Annotated in this window: 24 protein-coding genes and 4 tRNA genes; 2 read left to right on the top strand and 26 right to left on the bottom strand. The window is 68.2% G+C overall.

The window, feature by feature from the left end:
• Positions 1 to 55: 55 nt before the first annotated feature.
• From QYS60_RS14550 to QYS60_RS14445, 22 genes are all read right to left on the bottom strand, one after another.
• Positions 56 to 1,303, bottom strand: a complete 1,248-nt coding sequence (locus QYS60_RS14550; RefSeq protein WP_371383510.1) for an MCE family protein — start codon at positions 1,301 to 1,303, stop codon at positions 56 to 58.
• The gene (locus tag QYS60_RS14545; RefSeq protein WP_289381910.1) at positions 1,303 to 2,577 is read right to left on the bottom strand and encodes an MCE family protein; all 1,275 of its coding nucleotides are present in this window, start codon (positions 2,575 to 2,577) and stop codon (positions 1,303 to 1,305) included. Before QYS60_RS14545 ends, QYS60_RS14550 begins: the two co-directional genes overlap by 1 nt.
• The gene (locus tag QYS60_RS14540; RefSeq protein WP_003937628.1) at positions 2,574 to 3,821 is read right to left on the bottom strand and encodes an MCE family protein; all 1,248 of its coding nucleotides are present in this window, start codon (positions 3,819 to 3,821) and stop codon (positions 2,574 to 2,576) included. Before QYS60_RS14540 ends, QYS60_RS14545 begins: the two co-directional genes overlap by 4 nt.
• A complete protein-coding gene (locus QYS60_RS14535; protein ID WP_371383487.1) occupies positions 3,821 to 4,816 on the bottom strand; it encodes an MCE family protein in 996 nt (331 codons plus the stop codon). The genes QYS60_RS14540 and QYS60_RS14535 overlap by 1 nt, the downstream gene beginning before the upstream one ends.
• A complete protein-coding gene (locus tag QYS60_RS14530) occupies positions 4,813 to 5,892 on the bottom strand; it encodes an MCE family protein (protein WP_003937626.1) in 1,080 nt (359 codons plus the stop codon). The genes QYS60_RS14535 and QYS60_RS14530 overlap by 4 nt, the downstream gene beginning before the upstream one ends.
• On the bottom strand, positions 5,889 to 7,256 hold the full coding sequence (locus QYS60_RS14525) for an MCE family protein (protein WP_289381911.1): 1,368 nt from the start codon (positions 7,254 to 7,256) through the stop codon (positions 5,889 to 5,891). Before QYS60_RS14525 ends, QYS60_RS14530 begins: the two co-directional genes overlap by 4 nt.
• On the bottom strand, positions 7,253 to 8,113 hold the full coding sequence (locus QYS60_RS14520; RefSeq protein WP_040783020.1) for an ABC transporter permease: 861 nt from the start codon (positions 8,111 to 8,113) through the stop codon (positions 7,253 to 7,255). Before QYS60_RS14520 ends, QYS60_RS14525 begins: the two co-directional genes overlap by 4 nt.
• A 4-nt stretch (positions 8,114 to 8,117) precedes the next feature.
• On the bottom strand, positions 8,118 to 8,918 hold the full coding sequence (locus QYS60_RS14515) for an ABC transporter permease (protein WP_003937623.1): 801 nt from the start codon (positions 8,916 to 8,918) through the stop codon (positions 8,118 to 8,120).
• 8 nt (positions 8,919 to 8,926) lie between these two features.
• The gene (locus QYS60_RS14510; protein WP_289381913.1) at positions 8,927 to 10,027 is read right to left on the bottom strand and encodes an ABC transporter ATP-binding protein; all 1,101 of its coding nucleotides are present in this window, start codon (positions 10,025 to 10,027) and stop codon (positions 8,927 to 8,929) included.
• Positions 10,028 to 10,344: 317 nt separating this feature from the next.
• The gene (gene rplL, locus QYS60_RS14505) at positions 10,345 to 10,731 is read right to left on the bottom strand and encodes a 50S ribosomal protein L7/L12 (protein ID WP_003937621.1); all 387 of its coding nucleotides are present in this window, start codon (positions 10,729 to 10,731) and stop codon (positions 10,345 to 10,347) included.
• Between the two features lie 105 nt (positions 10,732 to 10,836).
• Entirely contained in the window at positions 10,837 to 11,370 is a 534-nt protein-coding gene (gene rplJ, locus QYS60_RS14500; protein ID WP_003937620.1) for a 50S ribosomal protein L10, read from the bottom strand.
• 373 nt (positions 11,371 to 11,743) lie between these two features.
• Positions 11,744 to 12,457, bottom strand: a complete 714-nt coding sequence (gene rplA, locus QYS60_RS14495; protein ID WP_003937619.1) for a 50S ribosomal protein L1 — start codon at positions 12,455 to 12,457, stop codon at positions 11,744 to 11,746.
• A gap of 123 nt (positions 12,458 to 12,580) precedes the next feature.
• Positions 12,581 to 13,015 carry a 50S ribosomal protein L11 gene (gene rplK, locus QYS60_RS14490; protein ID WP_003937618.1) on the bottom strand — a complete coding sequence of 145 codons (435 nt, stop codon included), beginning with the start codon at positions 13,013 to 13,015 and terminating at the stop codon, positions 12,581 to 12,583.
• 70 nt (positions 13,016 to 13,085) lie between these two features.
• The gene (gene nusG, locus QYS60_RS14485) at positions 13,086 to 13,928 is read right to left on the bottom strand and encodes a transcription termination/antitermination protein NusG (protein ID WP_003937617.1); all 843 of its coding nucleotides are present in this window, start codon (positions 13,926 to 13,928) and stop codon (positions 13,086 to 13,088) included.
• Positions 13,929 to 13,974: 46 nt separating this feature from the next.
• Positions 13,975 to 14,397 (bottom strand): preprotein translocase subunit SecE, encoded by a 423-nt coding sequence (gene secE, locus QYS60_RS14480; protein ID WP_289379482.1) that lies wholly within the window; start codon positions 14,395 to 14,397, stop codon positions 13,975 to 13,977.
• A gap of 32 nt (positions 14,398 to 14,429) precedes the next feature.
• Positions 14,430 to 14,502: transfer RNA gene (locus tag QYS60_RS14475), tRNA-Trp, on the bottom strand.
• A 173-nt stretch (positions 14,503 to 14,675) separates the two neighbouring features.
• Entirely contained in the window at positions 14,676 to 15,101 is a 426-nt protein-coding gene (gene hadB / locus QYS60_RS14470) for a (3R)-hydroxyacyl-ACP dehydratase subunit HadB (RefSeq protein ID WP_003937615.1), read from the bottom strand.
• A complete protein-coding gene (gene hadA / locus QYS60_RS14465) occupies positions 15,088 to 15,663 on the bottom strand; it encodes a (3R)-hydroxyacyl-ACP dehydratase subunit HadA (RefSeq protein WP_003937614.1) in 576 nt (191 codons plus the stop codon). Before hadA ends, hadB begins: the two co-directional genes overlap by 14 nt.
• Before the next feature lie 87 nt (positions 15,664 to 15,750).
• On the bottom strand, positions 15,751 to 15,918 hold the full coding sequence (gene rpmG, locus QYS60_RS14460) for a 50S ribosomal protein L33 (RefSeq protein ID WP_003937613.1): 168 nt from the start codon (positions 15,916 to 15,918) through the stop codon (positions 15,751 to 15,753).
• Positions 15,919 to 15,976: 58 nt separating this feature from the next.
• Positions 15,977 to 16,052 (bottom strand) — tRNA-Met (locus QYS60_RS14455).
• 43 nt (positions 16,053 to 16,095) lie between these two features.
• Positions 16,096 to 16,168, bottom strand: a tRNA-Thr gene (locus tag QYS60_RS14450).
• A gap of 234 nt (positions 16,169 to 16,402) precedes the next feature.
• A tRNA-Tyr gene (locus QYS60_RS14445) sits at positions 16,403 to 16,485 on the bottom strand.
• A gap of 147 nt (positions 16,486 to 16,632) precedes the next feature.
• Between QYS60_RS14445 and QYS60_RS14440 the strand changes: the two genes are divergently transcribed.
• A complete protein-coding gene (locus QYS60_RS14440) occupies positions 16,633 to 17,124 on the top strand; it encodes a YajQ family cyclic di-GMP-binding protein (protein WP_003937612.1) in 492 nt (163 codons plus the stop codon).
• A 29-nt stretch (positions 17,125 to 17,153) separates the two neighbouring features.
• Here QYS60_RS14440 and htpX read toward each other — a convergent pair whose 3' ends face one another.
• Together htpX and QYS60_RS14430 are read right to left on the bottom strand one after the other, a co-directional pair.
• Entirely contained in the window at positions 17,154 to 18,014 is an 861-nt protein-coding gene (gene htpX / locus QYS60_RS14435; protein WP_003937611.1) for a zinc metalloprotease HtpX, read from the bottom strand.
• A 104-nt stretch (positions 18,015 to 18,118) separates the two neighbouring features.
• Positions 18,119 to 19,165 (bottom strand): polyprenyl synthetase family protein, encoded by a 1,047-nt coding sequence (locus QYS60_RS14430; RefSeq protein ID WP_003937610.1) that lies wholly within the window; start codon positions 19,163 to 19,165, stop codon positions 18,119 to 18,121.
• A 137-nt stretch (positions 19,166 to 19,302) separates the two neighbouring features.
• Between QYS60_RS14430 and QYS60_RS14425 the strand changes: the two genes are divergently transcribed.
• On the top strand, positions 19,303 to 20,574 hold the full coding sequence (locus QYS60_RS14425; protein WP_371383486.1) for a geranylgeranyl reductase family protein: 1,272 nt from the start codon (positions 19,303 to 19,305) through the stop codon (positions 20,572 to 20,574).
• Between the two features lie 10 nt (positions 20,575 to 20,584).
• On the opposite strand, the gene QYS60_RS14420 is transcribed toward QYS60_RS14425, so the two are convergent.
• Positions 20,585 to 21,283 carry a demethylmenaquinone methyltransferase gene (locus tag QYS60_RS14420; protein WP_081005223.1) on the bottom strand — a complete coding sequence of 233 codons (699 nt, stop codon included), beginning with the start codon at positions 21,281 to 21,283 and terminating at the stop codon, positions 20,585 to 20,587.
• 43 nt (positions 21,284 to 21,326) lie between these two features.
• Positions 21,327 to 22,469 (bottom strand): glycosyltransferase family 1 protein, encoded by a 1,143-nt coding sequence (locus QYS60_RS14415; RefSeq protein WP_054373184.1) that lies wholly within the window; start codon positions 22,467 to 22,469, stop codon positions 21,327 to 21,329.
• Positions 22,470 to 22,553 lie beyond the last annotated feature (84 nt).

Here is a 22,553-nt window from a genome sequence, read left to right as displayed (position 1 = left end):
GCCGTCTGCGGGGGACGGGACGTCGTGTCTGAACTCACTACACCAACCTACTTACCTACTTCGGGGTGACTCCGAGCAGCGGCGCGAGCTGCGTCGCGATCGGATTCAGATTGAGCTTGTCCGGGTCCTTCTTCGGTGTGAAGTCCCACGGCTGGATCGTGGCCGGGTCGGCGAACACGATCCGGTTCGCGCTGCGCACGCCGGTGACGCTGCCCTGCGGAACCTCGCAGGACGCCTCCGTGTTGAACGGGAAGTCCTGCTGGGTGTCGTCGAAGTTGGGGTCACGGCGCTGCATCTCGTCGAGGATCGCCTGGGTGCCCTCGTACCCGATGGTGCACGACGGCGGGTTGTTCGTCTCGAACAGGATGCCCTGCCGGACCGTTCCGTCGCCGGGCGCGACGGTCCCGGCGCTGGCCGCGACGGCCGGCAGGAACGCGAGCAGCGGCTGCAGGGCTACGGCCTGCGGGCCGAGCTTGTCGCCGAGCAACGCCAGGTTCGTCAGGTTCGCCGTCAGACCGGGGCCCGAGTCCGCGACCAGCTGCGTGAGTTCCTCGCTCGCCGCGGTCCCGGTCTCGAGGAGGCGCCGGACGTCCGGGTCGCTGTCGCGCAGCTGCGCGGTCACCAGGTCCAGGTCCGCACTGAACTGCCGGATCGCCGACGCCTGCACCGACTGGGTGTCGAGCACGGTCTGGCTGTCGCGGATCAGCGACACCGTCTGAGGCAGGTACTGCACTCCGGCATCGCTGAGCTGGGCCAGGGAGTCCACGAGGGTCTGCAGCTGGCCGCCGCGGCCGTCGAACGCGGCCCCCAGTTCGGTCACCACCGTGCGCAGCGAGTCCACCGGCACCGAGCGGACGAGCGCGTTCGTGCTCACCAGGAGGTCCTGCACCGGCACCGGCACATCGGTGGCGTCCTGTCCGATCACCGATCCTTCCTCGAGGTACGGACCCTCGTCGGTGTCCGGTAACAGGTCGACGTACTGCTCACCGATCGCCGAGCGGTTCGCCACCACGGCACGGGTCGACGCCGGGATCTGCGGCCCGCCGTTGTCGAGGAGGAGGGTGACGTCGATGCCGTCCTCGGTCAGACCGAGTTCTCCCACCCGCCCGACCGGCACACCCCGGTAGGTGACCTCGGCGTTGGTGAAGATGCCACCCGAATCGGCGAACCGGGCGTGGACGGTGTACTGCCCGAACCCGAGCAGGTTGTCGAGGCGCACGTACCGCGCACCGACGAACACCACGCCGAGCAGCGCGATCACCACGAACGCGACGATCTGTACCCGCAGCAACCGCGATCTCATCATCGCCCTCCCCCGACTCCGAGCTGATCGAGCAGGCCTTCCAGCGGATTGGCCGGCGCCGCACCGGAGTCCGGCGCCGCGGCGGGCAGGCCGGGCAGCGTCACCCCCGGCGGCAGTTCGAGTCCCGCCGGCAGCCTCGGCTCCGGGAGTTCCGGCAGCAGCGAGACCGTGGGCCAGCCCCGTCTCGGCCCGTTGCCGTTGTAGTACGGATTCGACGGATCCACGACGGGCTTGGGCTCACCGAACTTCGGCTGCCGGTAGACCGGATCACCCTGTCCGACGCCGAGCGAAGCCAGCGCGTCCCCGATCTGCAGGTCCACAGCGAGGAACAGGTTGACCGAGCCGCCGAGGGCGATCCTCTCGACCCCGTCCGGGAAGGGCACCGTCGGGATGAACGGCAGCGCCTTCACCAGGTCGTCCCCGGACGCGGCGAGCTGCTGCAGGGTGGGGCGCAGGGCCAGCAGATCGGCGATCAGGTTCTCCTTGGACTGGTCGAGCACGTCGGTGCCCACGGTTCCCAGTCGGTCGAGCTGGACGAGCAGCTCCGTCAGCTGGGGACGCTGCTGCTCGAGCACCGCCGTGGCCACCGGAAGGTCGTCGAGGATCGCCGCGACACGCTCGTTCTGTTCCGCGACCCGGACGGTGAGCACGTCGAGGCCGTCGAGGGCGCGGGTGATGTCGTTGCGTTGCTGATCGAGACCGTCGATGAGCCGATCCGCCTGCTGCAGAAGGCTTTTCGTGGTGCCTTCGCGTCCCTCGAACGCGGTGGACAGCTCCTCGACGACCGGCTGCAACTGGCCGACGCCGCCACCGTTGAGCAGCAGCGAGAGGGCACCGAGTACGGGTTCGAGTTCCGTGGCGTGCCGGGTCCGGTCCAGCGGAATGACGTCGCCGTCGGCGAGCAGTTCGCTCGACGGGTCGCTCGGCGGCGGAGTGAGCTGGACGAACTTCTCGCCCAGCAGGCTGGTCTGTTCCACCGCCGCATACGCGTTGGCCGGCAACTCCACCGCCGAGTCCACCACGATCCCGACGTCCGCGGTCCACCCGTCGGGTCCCACGGAGACCGTCTCCACCCGGCCGACGGGCACGCCGTCCACCTTGACGGTCGACTGCGGCACGAGGTCGAGCACGTCGTCGAACTGCACGGTCACGTGGATGGGGTCCGAGCCGACGTCCGCGCCACCGGGCAGGGGCAGGCTCTCGGCGCCACCGCACGCAGACACCGTGAGGGCCGTCGCGCATGCTCCGGCACCGAGAATCACCGAGCGTCTCACTGTCCGCCCTCCTCGAGGTTCAGGCGCTGGGATTCGACGCCGGGCACCGTGCCGGGCACCACCTGACGCTGGATGTTCTCGCCGCTGAGGACACCGAACGGCAGGATCAGATCCGGGGTCCGGATGTCGTTGGTGATCTGTTCGGCGAGGCCGGAGCACTGGTCGATCAGCGGCTGCATCTGCCGGCCCAGCTGCTCGAACCTCGGGTCGCCCGGCACGAGCCGACCCAGATCGATGAGCTTGCACATCACGCCGGCCGGGTCCTGCAGATCGGTCACCACCAGGCGGGAGGCGAGCGACCCGGACTCCGCGTCGTACGAGTTGACGAGGTTGCTCACCGCCAGGGGCAGCAGGGTCAGCGAGTTCACCAGTGAATCCCGGTTTGCGGCGAGGTTGTTCGTCACCGGGACCAGGGCGTCCACGTTGTCCTTCAGCGCCGCCTGGTTGTCGTTCACGAACTGCGCGACCACCCCGAGCGACTCCGACAGCTGATTCAGCGCCAGCCCGAGGTTCTCCCGCTCACCGGCCAGATAGCCGGACAGGTCCGACAGCTGGGTATTGAACTCGCGCACCTGCTGATCGTTCGCCGCCAGTGCGGACACGAAGATCTGCAGGTTCTCGATGGTGCCGAACAGGTCACCCCGCGACTCGTTGAGCGTGCGCGACGCAGCGGAGAGCTGCTCGATGGTCTGGCCGAGCGCAGCACCGTTGCCCTCGAGGTTCTCGGCGCCGGTCTCCACGAAGCGGGTCAGTGCCCCGTCCTTGTTCGCGCCCTCCGGGCCGAGAGCCCGCGACAGCTCGTCGACGCTGGCGTACAGCTCGTCCACCTCGACCGGGGTGGCGGTCCGTTCCCGCGGGATGACGGCGCCGTCGGTCATCGTCTCGCCACCGGTGTACGCGGGGGCGAGCTGCACGTAGCGGTCCGCGACGACCGACGGGGTGATCTGCACGGCTTTGGCATCGGCGGGGATGTCGACGCCACGGTCGACACGCATGTCCACCCGCACCTGGTCCCCTTCCGGGACGACCGCGGTGACCTTACCGACCTCCACGCCGAGGACCCGGACGTCGGACCCCTCGTACACGCCGACGGCCTTGTCGAAGTACGCGGTGATCTCGGTGGTGCCCATGCGGTTGAAGACCCACCACAGCACGCCCGCGATCAGCACCACGGCCGCGACGATCGCGGCGATCAGCACGATCGGGCCGCGCCGGGAGCCGCCACCGGACTCGGCATGCGACATCAGTTCTCTCCCAACGTGCGAACCGGATCGCGGTATCCGGGGATCTCGGGCAATCCGGGCGGAATGAGGTTGACGACGACCTGGTCGAACCAGCGGCCGTTGCCGACGACGTTCGAGTACAGCCGGACGAACGGCTCGTACAGCTTCATCGCCCGGTCCAGGTCGTCGTTCCGGTCCTGCAGGATCTGGACGACACCCCGCAGCTGATCGAGCGCCGGACCGATCGTCGCCTCGTTGTCGCGAACCAGGCCGGTCAGCTCCGCCGACAGACGCTGCGTCCCCGTCAGCAGCTGTGAGATAGCCTGCTGGCGATTGTTGAGTTCGGCGATCAGCAGTGCTCCGTCGCTGATCAGTCGATTGAACTCCGCGTTGCGGTCCGCAAGGATCTGCGACGTCCGGCCGGTCGCCTCAAGCAGCCGCTTCAGTTCCTGGTCCCGGCTCGCCACGGTCTGCGAGAGCCTGGTGACCCCGTCCAGCGAGGCCCGGATGTCGTCCGGTGTCTGGGAGAACGCCTCCGAGAGGGTGTCGAAGCTCATGGCCAACTGCTCGGAGTCGATCTCGCCCAGGGTGGTGGCCGCCGACGAGAACGCCTCGATCACGTCGTACGGGGCGACGGTGCGCGACAACGGGATCCGGTCGTCCGGATCGAGCACCTCGGTGCCCCGAGGTTCGAGGGCGAGGTACTTCTGGCCGAGGATGGTCTTGATCTGGATCGAGGCGGAGGTGTCGTTGCCGAGCCAGGCGTCCTTGACCTTGAACGACACGAGCACCCGGTCACCGTCGAGTTCGATGTCGGTGACCTGGCCGACCTTGACGCCGGCGATGCGCACCTCGTTGGTGGGCTTGAGGCCGGCCGCCTCGGTGAACTCCGCGCGGTAGGTGGCGCCCGCCCCGATGATCGGCAGCGAATCCAGGAAGAAGGCCGACAGGGTGGCCAGCAGGACCACGAGAATTCCGAGGGCGCCGGACACGGCCGGACTGCGACGTCTGCTCATCGTCCCTGCAACTCCTGCATCCCGTCCTGCGTACAGCGCTTCGCGGCGTTGGTGTAGATCGGCTGGTTCACCGTGGGCAGACCGGTCGGCAGATTCAGGTACGGAACCGAACCCGGCCCGGCGATCACGTCGATGCCGCACAGGTAGAACTGGAACCACGACCCGTAGCTCGCGACCCGGCCCAGCTTCTCGAGCTTGACCGGAAGGGTCGCGAGGACCTCGTCGACCGCGTCGCGGTTGTTGTTCAGGTTCGCCCCGAGCTGCTCGACCGCCGTGATCGAACCGGCGATCGCCGGCCGGGTCGGCTCGAGCAGATCGGCCGTCGCGTCCGTCAGCCCGGCCAGCGACTGTACGGCCGCACCCACCGTGTCGCGGTCGGCGGCCAGCCCGCTGACCAGCGCCTGGGTGTTGACGAGCAGCGAGTCGAGCTGCTCGTCCCGCTCGTTGATGTTGGTGAGCACCGAGTTCAGGTTGTCGATGACCGCACCGATCACCCGGTCCTTGTCGGCGATCGTGTTGGTCAGGCTCGCCGTCGTGCGCACCAGGTCGTCGACGGTCCCGGATTCGCCCTGGAACACCTGGACGATCTGGGACGAGAGTCGGTTGACGTCGTCGGCGCTGAGGGTCTGGAACAGGGGGCGGAAACCGTTGAACAGGGTGGTCAGGTTCACGGCCGGCTTGGTGCGTTCGAGCGGGATGGTGTCGCCGTCGGTCAGCTTCATCCCCTGCATGCCCTCGCCCTGGTCGAGAGCGATGTACCGCTGGCCGACGAGCGTGCGGTAGCGGATCGTCGCCGTGGTCGCGGCGGGCAGCCAGTCCCGATCGGACACCGAGAACGTCACGCGCGCCTCGCTGCGGTCCACGATCTCGATCTTCTCGACCTGGCCGACCCGGACGCCGGCGATCCGGATGTCGTCACCCTCGTTGAGCGAGGTCACGTCCGAGAAGATGGCGTGGAACTTCGTCCCGCCCCCACCGCCGAGGCTCGCGATGGTCGCCGCGAGCATTCCGGTGGCGAAGATCGTCACCACGGCGAAGACGATCAACTTGATCAGCGGTGCTGCCAGGCCTCTCATCGGAAGCTCACCTCCGTTCCACGCAGCGCGGGCGCGCCCAGGCGGGTCGTCCAGGTCGGCACGTCCTCGGGCGCGATGCCCGTCGCCTCCGCATACACGACGTCGAGGGCGTCCTGCTCGGCACGGGACCCGGAGTACGAGACCTGCGTCGTCGCCGGGGTCGTCCCGGTCAGCTCGCCGACGTCGTCCGGCACCCCGGACCCCTCGGGCGCCGGGAAGAAGGACATGGACTCCGGTCCCGGATTCCGGGACGGCACCTGGTAGGAGCCGTCGTTGATGGAGCCGCCGGGGTACTGCGGGAAGAACCGTCCCGGGGCCGTGACGTTGTCGTAGCAGGTGGGGCCACGAGTATCGAGCAGGCGCGGCTCGTCCTGGTTCGGCAGGTACCGGCCCTTCGGGTTGACGAACTGGATGCTCGCCCGGACGCCGGGGAACGGGTCGTCGGCCGCGAGCACGCCGGCAGCCGCGGGCGCCGCGTCGGCGAAGCCCTTCAGCATGCACGGGTACGACGGCGAGTACCGCGCCAGCAACTGCAGGGCCTGCTTGGAGTCGGCGGCGATGTTGATGATCGAGGCGGCGTTCTGTTCGAGCAGCCCGGCGGTCGCCGACGACGCTCCTGTCGCCGTGACGAGCAACGTCTCGAGCTGGTTCTCCTGCTCGACCACCGTGTTGCCGGTGGTGCGCAGGTTGTCGAGGGCACTGATCAGATCGGGCGCGGCGTCGGAGTAGGTCTGGGAGAAGTCCGCGAGTCCGCGCAGGTCCTCCTGCACGGCCGGGAGTTCCACATTGACCTCACGGAACACCTGTTCGAGCCGGTCCACGGTCTGTCCGAGGGTCTCGCCGCGGCCGCTCAGGCCCTGAGCCAGGGCGCCGAGGGTGTTCGCGAGGTCCTGCGGCGGGATGGCCTCCAGGAGGGGCAGCAGCCCGTCGAGCACCTGGCCGAGTTCGACGGTTTCGGCACTCGTGTCCTGCACCAGGGTGTCCCCTGCCTGGACCGGGCGCGCCGGCTGGTCCGGCAGGATCAGCGAGACGTACCGTTCGCCGAACAACGTCTTCGGCAGCAGTTGGGCGGTCGCGTTCGCGGGGATCAGGGCGGCCTTGTCCGGTTCGAGCGCGAGATGCGCGGTCACCGTCCCGCCCTCGGCCGTCGTGCCGCGAACCTCGCCGACGATCAGTCCCCGCACCTTGACGTCCGCGTTCAGCGGCAGCGCGTTACCGACCTCGTCGGTCACGAGATCCACCTCGACGACCTTCTTGAAGGTCTTGTTGTACATCGCAATCGTGACGAACAGGAACAGTCCCAGCACGACGAAGAACATGAGGCCGAGGACCCTCCGCTTGAGGGTCGAGGGGGTCGAGTTCATCCGGCCACCCTCACGGTCGTGGTCGTACCCCAGATGGCGAGGCTGAGGAAGAAGTCGAGCACTGCGATCGTGACGATCGCGGTGCGCACGGCACGGCCGACAGCCACGCCGACGCCGGCGGGACCACCGCTGGCGTTGAAGCCGTAGTAGCAGTGGATGAGGATCAGGAAGAACGCGAAGACGAGAACCTTCGCGAAGGAATACAGCACGTCCTCCGGTGGGAGGAACAGGTTGAAGTAGTGGTCGTACGAACCCGACGACTGCCCGTTGAACATCGTGCTGATCACGCGTGTCGCGAGGTACGCGGCGAGCAGGCCGATGATGTACAGCGGGATGACGGCGACGAAACCGGCGATCATCCGGGCGGTGACGAGGAACGGCACCGACGGCACCGCCATCACCTCGAGCGCATCGATCTCCTCACTGATCCGCATAGCACCGAGCTGGGCGGTGAAGCCACAGCCCACCGTCGCCGACAGTGCCAGCGCCGCCACGATCGGCGCGAGTTCGCGCGTGTTGACGTATGCCGACAGGAAGCCGGTGAGCACCGAGGAGCCGAGTTGCTCGAGGGCGGCGTAGCCCTGCAGGCCCACGACGACGCCGGTGAATCCCGACATCATCGCGATCACGCCGATGGTGCCGCCGATGACGGCGAGCGCGCCGCTGCCGAAGGTGACCTCGGCGAGCAGCCGCAGCACCTCCTTGCGGTAGTGGACGAGGGTGCGTGGGGTCCAGGCGATGGCCCGCGCGTAGAACGACATCTGGTCGCCTGCCCGATCCAGCATGTCGAGAGGAGCGCGCACGATTCTGCGCCCGCGGAGCCAGATGACATCTCCGCGGCCCTTTGCGATTGTCATCGAGTCAGGATCCCTTCGCCGGAACGATCTGCAGGTACACCATCGTCAGGATCAGGTTCGCGAAGAACAAAAGCAGGAAGGTGATGACGACGGTCTGGTTGACGGCCTCACCGACCCCCTTCGGCCCGGCACCGGGGTGCAGGCCCTTGTAGGCCGCGACGACGCCGGCGATGACACCGAAGATCGCCGCCTTGATCTCGGCCACGTAGAGGTCGGGCAGCTGGGCCAGCGCCGAGAAGGAGGCCAGGTAGGCGCCCGGAGTTCCGCCCTGCAGGATCACATTGAAGAAGTAGCCGCCGGCGATGCCGACCACGGACACCAGTCCGTTGAGCAGCAGCGCGACGAGAACCATCGCGAGCACGCGCGGGACCACGAGGCGCTGCACGGGGTTGATGCCGAGCACCTCCATCGCGTCGATCTCCTCGCGAATCGTGCGCGACCCGAGGTCGGCGGTGACCGCGGAGCCGGCCGCACCGGCGATCAGCAGCGCGGTCACGATCGGACTGCCCTGCTGGATCACCGCCAGGACGCTGGCGGCACCGGTGAACGACTCCGCGCCGAGCTGCTTGATCAACGACCCGGTCTGCAGCGAGACGACGGCGCCGAACGGAATCGCCACGAGGGCAGTGGGCAGGATCGTCACGCTCGCGATGAACCACGCCTGCTCGATGAACTCGCGGAACTGGAACGGCCGGCGGAACATGTTGCGCACGACGTCGACGAACAACTCGACGATGTTTCCGGCCTGGGTGAGTGCACCGTGTATCGGACGCACGAACGAGCTGGTGCCCGAACCGACCCCCATGTGTTCTCCTAGCTGGTGTGGTGGCGGGCGGACTCGTCGTACCCGTCAGCGGGGTACGCCGGAATGACCTGTGTGTCGTCGTCGCGGTAGGAATGGTCCTGATACGCCGGTGCGGCGTGCGATCCGTTGTTCTCCTCGAAGGACTCGAGGATGGCATGCTGGGCGGGCTCGGGCAGGGTGTGGAGGATGTGCCGCACCCGGTCCTGCCGGCGGCGCACCGCCTGACGCTCGGGCATCCCCGGGGTGGCCTTCATCTGCGGGACGATGCCCTCGATGTCGTCCACGCCACCGGCGTGGTGCCCGGCCTCGACGAGCGCCTGTTCCTGCGCCATCGTGGCCTCGTCCTTCTCTTCCGACATCCCGATCGGGCCGATCATCGTGCCGTTGAGGAACTGCTTGACCACCGGCTCGTCGCTGGTGAGCAGCACCTCACGCGGACCGAACATCACCAGCTCGCGGCGGAACAGCATGCCGATGTTGTCCGGCACCGTCCGCGCCAGGTTGATGTTGTGCGAGACGATCAGGATCGTCGCGTCGATCTCGGCGTTGATGTCGATCAGCGTCTGGGAGATGTAGGTGGTGCGCACGGGGTCCAGACCCGAGTCCGGCTCGTCGACCAGGATGATCTGCGGATCGAGCACCAGGGCGCGCGCCAGTCCCGCACGCTTGCGCATGCCGCCGGAGATCTCGCCCGGCAGCTTGTCCTCGGCGCCGAGCAGACCGACGAGCTCGAGCTTGTCCATCACGATCTTGCGGATGTCGGATTCGGACTTCTTGGTGTGCTCCCGCAGCGGGAACGCCACGTTGTCGTAGAGGTTCATCGACCCGAACAGCGCGCCGTCCTGGAACAGCACCCCGAACAGCTTGCGGATCTCGTAGAGCTCCTTGCTCGAGCACTGCAGGATGTCGGTGCCGTCGATGACGATCGAGCCCTGCTCCGGCCGCAGCAGACCGATCAGCGACTTGAGGAACACCGACTTGCCCGTGCCGGACGGGCCCAGCAGGGCACTCACCTCGCCCGCCGGGAGGGTCAACGTCACGTCCTGCCAGATCCGCTGAGACCCGAAGGACTTCGTCAAGCCCTCGACAGCTACTTCGACTCCCACCATTACCTCCGCACGGCTCGATGCTGTTCCCCACTGTGGATTGCGTCACTGTAGCGCATCGAAGTGTTACCTGTGACACGGGATCCTACTAGCGAGTAAGAACACAGGTCAACTCGGGCATAACACCCGTCGATCAGGGTGATGACCTGCGTCTTTGCCGTCCCCGTGCGGCATCGACTCAACCTATCGCGGATGGAATCCGCGTGCCTGCCGAACCGGTCACGAATAGGCGAAAAGGCCGCTGCCCACGGACGTGAATCCGTGGGCAGCGGCCTTGCCGAATCGCTCGACCGGGATGCGGTCGGGCAGCCTCGTACGTCTTACTTGACGGTGACCTTGGCGCCGGCCTCTTCGAGCTTCGCCTTGGCGGCGTCGGCAGCGTCCTTGGCGACCTTCTCCAGGATCGGCTTCGGAGCACCCTCGACGAGGTCCTTGGCCTCCTTCAGGCCGAGGCCCGAGACGATCTCGCGGACGACCTTGATGACCTGGATCTTCTTGTCGCCGGCACCCTCGAGGATGACGTCGAACTCGTCCTGCTCGGACTCGGCCTCGGCGGCGGCGGCCGGGGCACCGGCAGCAGCGACGGCGACCGGAGCGGCAGCGGTGACCTCGAAGGTCTCCTCGAAGGCCTTCACGAACTCCGAGAGCTCGAGGAGGGTCAGTTCCTTGAACGCGTCGAGCAGCTCTTCGGTGGTGAGCTTCGCCATGGTGGCGGTCCTTCCTTGTGGATCCCATGTCGCTGATCCGCGACCGGATGGGATACGCGCCGGAGCGCGCGGGGTGGGTGGGTCAGTGATTCGCGATGGTGCGGATCAGCTTGCGGCAGACTCCTGGTCCGCCTTCTTCTCCTGCAGAGCGGCCGCGAGACGGGCCACCTGCGAGGCAGGAGCGTTGAACAGGCCGGCGGCCTTTGCCAAGTTGCCCTTCATCGCGCCGGCGAGCTTGGCCAACAGCACCTCGCGGGACTCGAGGTCCGCGATCTGGTTGACCTGTTCCACGGACAGCGCAGCGCCGTCCATGTAGCCGCCCTTGATGACGAGCGCCTTGTTGTCCTTCGCGAAGGTCTTCAGGGCCTTCGCAGCGTCGACCGGCTCGCCCTTGATGAACGCAATGGCGGTCGGTCCGACGAACAGGTCGTCAAGGCCCTCGACGCCCGCCTCCGCGGCGGCACGCTTGACCAGGGTGTTCTTGGCGACGGAGTAGGTGGCACCCTCTCCGAGAGCGCGTCGCAGCTGCGTCAGACTGGTCACCGACAGACCACGGAACTCCGTGATCACGGCGGCAGTCGAGTCCTTGAACTGCTCGGTGATCTCCGCAACCGCGGAAACCTTCTCAGGCTTTGCCATACTTCGCCTCCTCTCAGTAACAGTCGTTTTCCCGCTCGGGAAGTTCCACTCGAAATCCGCAAAATGCAAAACGCCCCGGTGCAGGGCACACGGGGCGTACAGAGAGAAGGACGGCATCGCGAGCGATGTCGTATCTCCCCTACCTCGTCCTCCTGCGTGGGCCGCCGGGCAATCCCGGACCTTCAACCGAATCCGCACGCGGACCCGGTGACCAACGGTCTTGGGTAGAACATGATCGGGGTGAAGATCGGCACGCGCCGAACTCCGCGAGCCAGCGTACCGGACGAGGCGCACGGACGCAAAACGGCCGGCACGGAGCAGTTCCGTGCCGGCCGTTCGGTGCGTTGCCTGCGAAGACCGGGTACCGGTCTCCTTACTCGGCGTCCTCGAGGAGGTTCCGGGTGCGCGACGGGTCCACCGGGATGCCCGGGCCGGTGGTGGTCGCGATCGTGACCTTCTTGACGTAACGCCCCTTCGCGGTGGACGGCTTCGCACGCAGGACCTCGTCCAGCGCGGCAGCGTAGTTCTCCACCAGCTTCGCGTCGTCGAACGACGCCTTGCCGATCACGAAGTGCAGGTTCGAGTTCTTGTCGACGCGGAAGTTGATCTTGCCGCCCTTGATGTCCGCGACAGCCTTCGTGACGTCCGGGGTGACCGTGCCCGTCTTCGGGTTCGGCATCAGGCCGCGCGGGCCGAGGACACGCGCGATGCGGCCGACCTTGGCCATCTGGTCCGGGGTCGCGATTGCGGCGTCGAAGTCCAGCCAACCGCCCTGGATCCGCTCGATGAGGTCCTCGGCGCCGACGGCGTCCGCACCGGCGGCCTCGGCCTCGGCGGCCTTCTCGCCCACCGCGAACACGATGACGCGGGCGGTCTTACCGGTGCCGTGCGGCAGGTTGACCGTGCCGCGGACCATCTGGTCCGCCTTGCGGGGGTCCACACCGAGGCGCATGGCGACCTCGACGGTGGCGTCGTAGTTCTTCGACGAGGTCTCCTTCGCGAGCCGAGCGGCCGCGAGGGGGCTGTAGAGCGTCGAGGCGTCGATCTTCTCAGCGGCGGCGAGGTACGCCTTGCTGCGCTTTGCCATTGTTCTGTCCTAACTTGTCACCGGAAGGTGAACGGTTCGGTCGTGGTTGTCGAGCCTGGCCGGCCCTCCCACGGATTACTGCTGCCGGGCACTCGGCCCTGCGGGTTCCGAGCGGCGCTGCGCTCAGCCCTCGACCGTGATGCCCATCGAACGCGCGGTACCGGCGATGATCTTCGCGGCGGCCTCGACGTCGTTGGCGTTCAGGTCTTCCTGCTTGGTCTTGGCGATCTCGCGCACCTGGTCCATGGTGACCTTGGCGACCTTGGTCTTGTGCGGCTCGCCGGAGCCCTTCTGCACACCCGCGGCCTTCAGCAGCAGCTTGGCAGCCGGCGGGGTCTTGAGCTTGAAGTCGAACGAGCGGTCCTCGTAGACCGTGATCTCGACCGGCACGACGTTGCCGCGCTGCGACTCGGTCGCCGCGTTGTACGCCTTGCAGAACTCCATGATGTTGACGCCGTGCTGACCCAGCGCGGGGCCGACCGGCGGAGCCGGGTTGGCCTGACCTGCCTGGATCTGGAGCTTGATGAGCCCGGCAATCTTCTTCTTCTTCGGGGGCATCTCTATTCCTAGTTTCTTGCTCGGTGTGGTTCTTGCGTACTGCTATCGCAAGTTTGAGTGGGTCGGACCGTCAGATCTTCGACACCTGGTTGAAGGACAGCTCCACCGGGGTCTCGCGACCGAAGATCGACACCAGGACCTTGAGCTTCTGCTGCTCGGCGTTGACCTCGCTGATCGACGCGGGCAGCGTCGCGAACGGCCCGTCCATGACGGTGACGGACTCGCCGACCTCGAAGTCCACCTCGATGGTGGGCTTGGCAGCGGTCGCAGCGCCTTCGGCGGCAGCGGCAGCGGCGGCGGGCTTCTTCTTCGCCTGCTGCGGCAGGAGGAACTTCACGACCTCCTTGATCGTCAGCGGCGACGGGCGCGAGGTGGCACCCACGAATCCGGTGACTCCGGGAGTGTTGCGCACCGCGCCCCACGATTCGTCGTTCAGTTCCATCCGAACCAGGATGTAGCCCGGCAGAACCTTGCGGTTGACCTGCTTGCGCTGGCCGTTCTTGATCTCGGTGACCTCTTCGGTGGGCACCTCGACCTGGAAGATGTACTCCCCGAGGTCCAGGTTCTGCACACGGGTCTCGAGGTTGGCCTTGACCTTGTTCTCGTAACCGGCGTAGGAGTGCACGACGTACCAGTCGCCGGGCTCGAGCCGCAGCTGCTTCTCGAGGGCCTCCGCGGGATCGATCTCCTCCGCCGGGGCCTCCGCGGGCGCCTCGGACTCGTCACCGGCCGTCTCGTCGGTCTCGATGCCCGCCACCGCCGACTCGTCGGCCGCTTCCACCGCCGACTCGTCGGCCGGCTCTACTGCCGACTCGTCGGCCGGCTCGGCCGTCACGGAGTCGTCGACAAAGACCTCGTCCGAAACGCGCTCTTCGGCCGAGGGCTCGTACGAGTCGTTCTCGGGGGTGCTCACCGGGCACTTTCCTCTCGTCGATCACATTTGCCGGCACGCTGACGCGCTAGCCGAACAACCAGCTGACGCCCTTCACGAACGCCAGATCCAATCCAAAGATGAGCGCGGTCATGACCGCCACGAAGACCACGACGACCGTCGTGTACGTGACCAGCTGCTTGCGATTCGGCCAGATCACCTTGCGCAGCTCGGCGAGGACCTCGCGGAAGAAGCGCCGCAGGCGCTTGAAGATGTTCTCCGTGCCCTGGGCACCGGAGCGAGAAGCGGACTTGGCCGGCTGCGATTCGGCCCGCCGAGCGGGCGCCACCGCGGTCGACGCCGGAGCGGCGGAACGTCGCGGGGACTTCTTGCCGGTGGGGGCAGCGGATGCGGAGGAAGCGCCGGGGGTCGCGTCGGTCGCCGATCCGGCGTCCTCAGGGCTGGAAGTCCCTGCGGTACCGCCGTCGCGCTTACCGCGCTCCTCGCTCACATCGTTCCTCTCGGTCGCTGGCAGTCCGGGGGCAGGGGCGACAGGACTTGAACCTGCAACCTGCGGTTTTGGAGACCGCTGCTCTGCCAATTGAGCTACGCCCCTCTGGTCGATGCCTCCGCCGGAAACCGGCGTCTCGATCGACCCATCTGCGACCACATGACATGCGCGCCACTCCGTGGGCCGTTACGGCCTTCGAGAGCAGCGCGCTGCGCTATGCGATCCCAGAAGTCTTAGTGTACTTCATAGCCCCGGGACAAACCCAATCCGCCGGCCGGTCAGGCCAGACGGACCGTTGCCGTGGCTCGCCCGAAGATCTTACGTCCTTCGGACTTCGCCACGATCGCGACCACTGCTGTCTTGCTGTCCGCGTCCACCGACTTGACCTTGCCGGAGAACTCCACCTCGGCGGCCCGATGGGCCTCGACGTAGACCGGACTGGTGAACCGAACGTTGTACTCGGTCACCGCTCCTGGGTCACCGAGCCAGTCGGTGACGAAACCGGCCGCGATGCCCATGGAGAGCATGCCGTGGCCGACCACGTCGCGCAAGCCGGCGAGCTTGGCGACCTCGTCGCTCCAGTGGATCGGATTGGGATCACCCGACACACCTGCGTAGTTCACGAGGTTGCCACGGGTGAGCGTCACCACCCGTACGGGCAGCTCCTCACCGACCGAGACGTCCTCGAACCTACGGCGCGACATGCATCATCACATCCTTGACTGCGTGGGCGATGTTCTCGTCCACCTCGCCACCGGTGCGGCCCACCAGGGTGGTCCACGTGGTCATCACGACGTTGTCGTGCTGATCGGTGATGATGTTCTTGGTGGTGATGATGTCGCTGCCGGCGGCCTGACGGAAATCGTCGAGGTACACATCGCAGAACAGTCGATCGCCCACCTGGATCGGCCGGTGGAACACCAGCCGCTGGTCCGTCTGCATGATCTGACTGAGGTCGTATCCGGTGACGACCTCGTCGAACAGCTTGCGCTGGGCGATCATGCCGACGATGGAGATGAAAGTGAGCGGCGCGACGAGGCCGTCGTAGCCGAGGCCCTTCGCCGCTTCCTCGTCGTGATGCGCCGGATTGTTGTCCAGCACGGCGCGCGCGTACTCGCGGACCTTCTCCCGCCCGACCTCGTAGAAGTCCTCGACGCGATAGTGGTGACCGACCATCGAGGCCGCATGTGCCGCTACATCGAACTGGATCCCGGCCTGTTCGGTGCCGTCCACGACCGATTCTTCACTCACGAATGTGCCCGTCATACGCAGAACTCCCGCAACTTCGCCCGGACGCCGGCCGGCGTGGGCGATTGTGCGGGGAGCTCACGCGTCGACGTCGACCCTGTACGACTACTTCGACTCGCGGTGTGCGCGATGAGTGCCGCAGTTGGGGCAGAACTTCTTCAGCTCCAACCGATCGGGGTCGTTACGACGGTTCTTCTTCGTGATGTAGTTGCGGTGCTTGCACACCTCGCAGGCCAGGGTGATCTTCGGCCGAACGTCGGTGGAGGAGGCCACGGGATGCCTTCTTTCGCGTCAATCTGATCAACGACGATCAGGGTGGTTCATTCAACTGTGGTAGCGGTGACCGGACTTGAACCGGCGACGCAACGATTATGAGTCGTTTGCTCTACCAACTGAGCTACACCGCCTCGGTGTCGAGTGTCGCGAACAACGGCGGCACACAATCCAGCGAGCCCCCTGACGGAATCGAACCGTCGACCTTTTCCTTACCATGGAAACGCTCTGCCGACTGAGCTAAGGGGGCGCGACCACCGTGAGCATCTCTGCTCGCTGCGGCCTCCAAAAGATTACACACACTCCTCTGCAGGAACAAAATCGGCAGTTCAGGGGCTGTAAATCGACTTTTTCACCCCTCGGCCGAGCGTCCGGAGGCGCTCTCGGGCGTGCGCCGGCCGCACACCGGGACCCAGCGACGTCGGCACCGGAACGACCGCGAACGCAGAACGGCCCCGATCCGTTCGGATCGGGGCCGTTCCGGTGGCAGGTGTAGGATTCGAACCTACGTAGGCGTAAGCCGACGGATTTACAGTCCGCTCCCATTGGCCGCTCGGGCAACCTGCCGGGCGCGATCGGGACCGTGTCCCTGGCGCGTTTGAAACAATACAACGCACACCCCCCTGTAGTGCAAACCGGGTGGACAGCGGCACCGCGCCACCCGATAGCGTCGGGGCGGCAACCCGTACAGAACCGATCCGAAGTGGAGTGCACGTGGCTGATTCGTCGTTCGATGTGGTGAGCAAGGTCGACCGCCAGGAGGTGGACAACGCGCTGAACCAGGCCGCCAAGGAGCTCGGCACCCGTTTCGACTTCCGCAACACCGGGGCGGGCATCGAGTGGAGCGGCGAGGAGTCCATCACCCTGACCGCCGACACGGAGGAACGCGTCAACGCCGCCCTCGAGGTGTTCAAGGAGAAGCTGATCCGGCGCAATCTCTCCCTGAAGTCCTTCGACGCCGGCGAGCCCACCCAGTCCGGCAAGGTCTACAAGATCAGCGGGTCCCTGGTGCAGGGCATCAGCACCGAGAACGCCAAGAAGATCTCCAAGCTGATCCGGGACGAGGGACCCAAGGGCGTCAAGGCGCAGATCCAGGGCGAGGAGCTGCGCGTGACCAGCAAGAAGCGCGACGACCTGCAGGCCGTGATCGCACTGCTCAAGAATGCCGACCTCGACATTGCGCTGCAGTTCGTCAACTACCGGTAGGCAGTGACTACCGGTTGGCACGGCGGGCGTCAGCCCCCGCGGGCCATGCGCTCGAGCCGGTCGATGCGCTCCGCCATGGGCGGGTGGGTCGAGAACAATCGGCTCATCCGCTCCCCCGGACGGAACGGGTTCGCGATCATCATGTGCGACTGCGCGGCGATCCGGGGTTCGGGCGGCAGCGGCGCCGCCCGGGTGCCCTGCTCGAGTTTGCGCAGCGCCGAGGCCAGCGCCAGCGGATCGCCGGTGAGTTCGGCGCCGGACTGATCCGCCTGGTACTCGCGGGAACGCGACACCGCGAGCCGGACGACGGTCGCCGCGATCGGCCCGAGCAGCGACACCAGCAACAGGGCCAGCGGATTGGTGCCCTGGTCGCGGTTGCCGAACATGTTCGCGAAGAATGCGAGATTCGCCAGCCCCGAGATCACCGCCGCCATCGCGCCGGCCACCGACGAGATCAGGATGTCCCGGTTGTAGACATGCGACAGTTCGTGTCCGAGCACCGCGCGCAGCTCGCGCTCGTTCAGGATCTGCAGGATCCCGGACGTGCAGCACACCGCCGCGTGGCGGGGATTGCGGCCGGTCGCGAACGCGTTGGGTGCGCTGGTCGGGCTGATGTACAGCCGGGGCATCGGCTGATGCGCCGTGGTCGCCAGCTCGCGCACGATCCGGTAGATCACCGGTGCCTGCACCTCGGTGATCGGCTGGGCGTGCATGGCCCGCAACGCCAGTTTGTCGCTGTTGAAGTAGGCGTAGGCGTTCATCCCGACGGCCAGGACGATCGACCCGATCAGGATCGTCGGGTTCCGGAACAGGGCGCCGATGAACACGATGAGGGCGGACATCCCGATGAGGAGCCCTGCCGTCTTCAGCCGGTTCGCATTCCCGTGCACGTCACGCCTCTTCCCGTCGATCTGGCCCGAGCGTTCAACGAAGCGGGGTGGGGCGCGGGTTCCCCGCCGTCACCGGCCGAAACGGCGTCCCGACGTGCGGGCCCCTACCCCACGCGCGCGATCGTGTAGTCGACGAGCCGGCGCAGGGCCTCGTTCGCCGGACCCTGCGGCAGCGACGCCAGCTCCGCGCGGGCCTTGTCCGCGTACTCGCCCAGCGTCCGCTTCGCCGCAGCCATTCCCGGCGACCGCGCCAGCAGCTCCAGCGCCTCGGTGACGGCGGCTTCGTCCTCGACCGGTCCGGCGAGCAGTTCGCGCAGCCGATCGGCCTCGGGCCCCGTCTCACGGAAGGCGTACAGCACCGGCAGGGTGTGGACACCCTCGCGCAGGTCCGTTCCCGGCGTCTTGCCGGACTCCGTCGACGCCGACGAGATGTCGATGATGTCGTCGGCGATCTGGAATGCGGTACCGACGGCGTCGCCGAGCCGTTCCAGATGCGCGATCTGGTCCTGGTCGGCGCCCGAGAACGTCCCGCCGAAGCGTCCGCTCGTCGCGATCAGCGAGCCGGTCTTCTCCCACACGACCTTCAGGTAGTGCTCGACCGGGTCCCGATCCTTCCCGCTGCCGATGGTCTCGCGCATCTGCCCGGTCACGAGTTCGGCGAACGTCTCGGCGATGGTCCGTACCGCAGCGGGACCGAGCGTCGACACCAGCCGCGACGCGTGCGCGAACAGGAAGTCCCCGGCGAGGATGGCGACGCTGTTGCTCCACCGCGCGTTCGCGCTGGGTGCGCCCCGGCGCATGGTGGCCTCGTCCATCACGTCGTCGTGGTACAGCGTGGCCAGGTGCACGAGTTCGACCGCGGTCGCCGCCGTCACCACCGCCGGATCGTTCGGCTTCGGGCCGAGCTGGGCGGTGAGGAGGGTGAACAGCGGACGGAACCGCTTGCCGCCGGCCTTGGCGAGATGCAGTGCGACCTCGGTCAGGAAGTCCTCGCCGTCGGACAGCTCCGAGATCAGCACTTCCTCGACCCGGGCGAGACCGTCCCGGACGGCGCCCGCCAGGACCGGATCGCCGAGGTCCACCCCGGCCACCACCGTGTCCGACGTCGCGCCGGACGGACCGGCGGACTGCGCCGCCCCTTCAGTGCTCACGATGAGGTACCCATCCTGTTCTGTCGACCCGGCTACCGCTGTCCGCTGTCGAATCGGCTCCACGGTAGTGAACCTAGCCGCTCCGCCGGCCGGCTACCTCCCCGAGGCACCGAAGCCGTACCTGGAAGGATGGAGCCGTGGTGGCAGAACACGCTGGGTCCGAACCGCGGCCCGACCTTCCGGATCTCCCCGACCGTACCGACGTGCTCGTCGTCGGCGCAGGTCCTGCCGGGTCGGCCGCCGCCGCCTGGGCGGGCCGCGACGGACGCGACGTGCTGCTCGTCGACGCCGCGACCTTCCCGCGGGACAAGACGTGCGGCGACGGCCTGACCCCGCGGGCGGTAGCCGAGCTCGACCGCCTCGGCCTCGGCGACTGGGTGCGCATGCGCACCGTCAACCGGGGCCTGCGGCTGGAAGGCTTCGGTCGCAGCCTCGAGCTTCCGTGGCCGTCGGGTTCCTTCCCGGCGCAGGGCAGCGCCGTGCCGCGCACCGAGCTCGACGACCGGATCCGCCGCGTCGCCGTCGAGTCGGGTGCCGCAGCGGCCGAGGGAACCAAAGCCGTCGCCGTCGAGCGCGAAGGGGCGCGGGTGACCGCGGTGACCTTCGCGACCGCGCGGGGGCCGCGCACCGTCGGATGCGAACGGCTCGTCGTGGCGGACGGGGTCCGTTCTCCGCTGGGCAAGCTGCTCGGCCGGCAGTGGCACCGCGACACCGCGTACGGGGTCGCGGCCCGCGCCTACGCCACCTCCCCCCGCAGCGACGACCCGTGGATCACGTCGCACCTCGAGCTGCGCGACGACGCCGGCACGCTGCACCCCGGCTACGGCTGGGTGTTCCCCCTCGGCACCGGGGAGGTCAACATCGGCGTGGGCACGCTCGCCACCTCCAGGCGGCCGGCCGCCGGGTCGCTGCGCCCGCTGATCGAGCTGTATGCGTCGCGACGGCGCGGGGAGTGGGGACTCGGCGAGACCACCCGGGTGGCGTCGGCGCTGCTGCCGATGGGCGGTGCCGTGTCCGGTGTGGCGGGCCCGAACTGGGCCCTGATCGGCGACGCCGCGGCGTGTGTGAATCCGCTCAACGGCGAGGGCATCGACTACGGCCTCGAGGGCGGGCGGCTCCTCGCCGGCGTCCTGGGGGCGGACGACCTCACGCAGCTGTGGCCGGCCCTGCTGCGCGAACGCTACGGCCGGGCGTTCTCCGCGGCCCGGCGGCTTGCCGGGCTGCTGACGTTGCCGAGGTTCCTGCCGGCCACCGGACCCGTGGGGATGAGTTCGACGTCGCTGATGACGGTGGCCGTCCGCGTCATGGGCAACCTCGTCACCGAGCGCGACGAGGATGTCGTCGCACGGGCGTGGCGGGCCGGGGGCGGCGCGTCGCTGCGCTGGGACCGCCGACCGCTCTTCGCCTGACCGCGTCCGGTCAGCGCACCGCCCGGTGCAGGGCCACGATCCCGCCGGTGAGGTTGCGCCACTGCACCGACCGCCAGCCGGCGGCCCGGATCCGCTCGGCGAGTTCGGGCTGTGTGGGCCACGCCCGGATCGACTCGGCGAGATAGACGTACGCGTCGGGGTTGCTGCTGACGGTCCGTGCGACCCGCGGCAGCGCCCGCATCAGGTATTCGAGGTAGAGCACGCGCAGCGGGGCCGACACGGGTGTGGCGAACTCGCACACCACGAGGCGGCCTCCGGGCTTGGTCACCCGCGCGATCTCGCGGAGCCCGGCTTCGAAGTCGGAGACGTTGCGCAGCCCGAAGGAGATGGTGGCGGCGTCGAAGACCGCGTCGGCGAAGGGCAGGCGCATCGCGTCGCCCGCGACCATCGGCACCTGCCGGAACGCGCCGGCCTGCAGCATTCCCGTGGAGAAGTCGGTGGCCACCACCCACGCGCCGGACCGGCCGAGCTCCACCGTCGACACCCCGGTGCCGGCGGCGAGATCGAGGACGCGCTCCCCCGGCCGCAGGTCCAGGGCCGCTCGGGTGGCTCGTCGCCAACTGCGGTCCTGCCCGAAGGAGAGCACGGTGTTGGTGATGTCGTATCGCTGGGCGACGTCGTCGAACATCGACGCGACCTCGCGCGGATCCTTCGCGAGCGAGGCCCGCGATCCGTGAGTAGTTGCCACGGTCGAAACGTTACCGCTACGCGCCGCGCCGCAGCGTGCCCGGCTACGCGCTGCGCCGCAGCGTGCCCGGCCGGACCGAGCAGACCTGCTCGTAGTGCCCGAGCAGTTCGTGGCACACCGCGGGCCAGGTGCGGCCGAGAACGCTGCGCCGCGCGGCCGCGCCGAACCGGGCGCGGAGCACCGGGTCGGCGAGGGCGCCCACCGCACCCGGCAGCAGTTCGGTGAAGCCGTCGACCGGCAGCCGGTAGCCGTTGCGGCAGTGGGCGACGAGATCGCGCGGGCCGCCCGCGTCGGGCGCGATCACGGGCACGCCGCTGGCGAGCGCCTCCTGCACGGCCTGGCAGAACGTCTCGTGCTCCCCCGGGTGGACGAACACGTCGAGGCTCGCGTAGGCGTCGGCCAGTGCGTCACCGCCGAGGTGGCCGGTGAACACCGCCCCGGGCAGGGCCGTTTCGAGCCGGGCGCGTTCGGGACCGTCCCCGACGACGACGAGCCGGTAGCGGGGGTCGGCCGACAGGACTGCGAGACGTTCGACGTGCTTCTCCGGGGCGAGCCGGCCCACGAAACCGACCACGAGCCGGCCGTCGGACGACCAGGCTCGGCGCAGCGCCTCGTTACGCCGGGCCGGGGTGAAGCGTGCGGTGTCGACGCCCCGCGCCCAGCGGTGCACCCGGGGGATGCCGTGTGCGGCGAGGTCGGCGGCGGCCGCCGTCGACGGTGCGAGCGTGCGGTCGCAGGCCCGGTGGATCCGGCGCGTCCACTGCCAGGCGGCACGGGCCGCGAGGCCGAGCCCGTAGCTGGACGCGAATCCGGCGACGTCGGTCTGGTAGACCGCGACGGTGGGCAGGTCGAGTCTGCGGGCCGCGCCGAGGCCGCCGGCACCGAGCAGGAACGGCGACGCCAGGTGCACGACATCGGGCGCGAACCCACGCAGGATGCCGGTGAGCGCGGGCTGTGGCAGCCCCACGGGCAGGGAGCTGACCTTCGGCACGTGCACCGCCGGCACCCGGTGCACCGGGATGCCGTCGTGATGGGCGGGGGCCGGCGGCAGGCCGGCGACGGTGTCGGGAGCGACGACCAGGGCCTCGTGGCCGTGGCGGTCGAGGTGCTCGAGCACGCGCAACACCGAATTGGTGACGCCGTTGACGTTCGGGAGGAAGGATTCCGCGACGATGGCTACTCGCACCGGCCCAGCATCGCGGTGGCGGCAGTCCGGGCGGGGTGGTCGAGGTGTCCGCCCGGCGAAGTTCCGGCGAATCCTCCGGCGGCA

It is taken from the genome of Rhodococcus sp. GXMU-t2271 (assembly GCF_041414735.1).
Lineage (GTDB): Bacteria > Actinomycetota > Actinomycetes > Mycobacteriales > Mycobacteriaceae > Rhodococcus > Rhodococcus indonesiensis.
The sequence above is the reverse complement of the archived record's forward strand: the minus strand, read 5'-3'. Positions and strand labels throughout refer to the sequence as shown.

Bases quoted from the DNA above. Each gene is read 5' to 3' on its own strand.
- QYS60_RS14550 (WP_371383510.1), bottom strand. From the start codon at position 1,303: ATGAGATCGCGGTTGCTGCGGGTACAGATCGTCGCGTTCGTGGTGATC.
- QYS60_RS14540 (WP_003937628.1), bottom strand. From the start codon at position 3,821: ATGTCGCATGCCGAGTCCGGTGGCGGCTCCCGGCGCGGCCCGATCGTG.
- QYS60_RS14535 (WP_371383487.1), bottom strand. From the start codon at position 4,816: ATGAGCAGACGTCGCAGTCCGGCCGTGTCCGGCGCCCTCGGAATTCTC.
- QYS60_RS14530 (WP_003937626.1), bottom strand. From the start codon at position 5,892: ATGAGAGGCCTGGCAGCACCGCTGATCAAGTTGATCGTCTTCGCCGTG.
- QYS60_RS14525 (WP_289381911.1), bottom strand. From the start codon at position 7,256: ATGAACTCGACCCCCTCGACCCTCAAGCGGAGGGTCCTCGGCCTCATG.
- QYS60_RS14520 (WP_040783020.1), bottom strand. From the start codon at position 8,113: ATGACAATCGCAAAGGGCCGCGGAGATGTCATCTGGCTCCGCGGGCGC.
- QYS60_RS14515 (WP_003937623.1), bottom strand. From the start codon at position 8,918: ATGGGGGTCGGTTCGGGCACCAGCTCGTTCGTGCGTCCGATACACGGT.
- QYS60_RS14510 (WP_289381913.1), bottom strand. From the start codon at position 10,027: ATGGTGGGAGTCGAAGTAGCTGTCGAGGGCTTGACGAAGTCCTTCGGG.
- rplL (WP_003937621.1), bottom strand. From the start codon at position 10,731: ATGGCGAAGCTCACCACCGAAGAGCTGCTCGACGCGTTCAAGGAACTG.
- rplJ (WP_003937620.1), bottom strand. From the start codon at position 11,370: ATGGCAAAGCCTGAGAAGGTTTCCGCGGTTGCGGAGATCACCGAGCAG.
- rplA (WP_003937619.1), bottom strand. From the start codon at position 12,457: ATGGCAAAGCGCAGCAAGGCGTACCTCGCCGCCGCTGAGAAGATCGAC.
- rplK (WP_003937618.1), bottom strand. From the start codon at position 13,015: ATGCCCCCGAAGAAGAAGAAGATTGCCGGGCTCATCAAGCTCCAGATC.
- hadB (WP_003937615.1), bottom strand. From the start codon at position 15,101: ATGTCGCGCCGTAGGTTCGAGGACGTCTCGGTCGGTGAGGAGCTGCCC.
- hadA (WP_003937614.1), bottom strand. From the start codon at position 15,663: ATGACGGGCACATTCGTGAGTGAAGAATCGGTCGTGGACGGCACCGAA.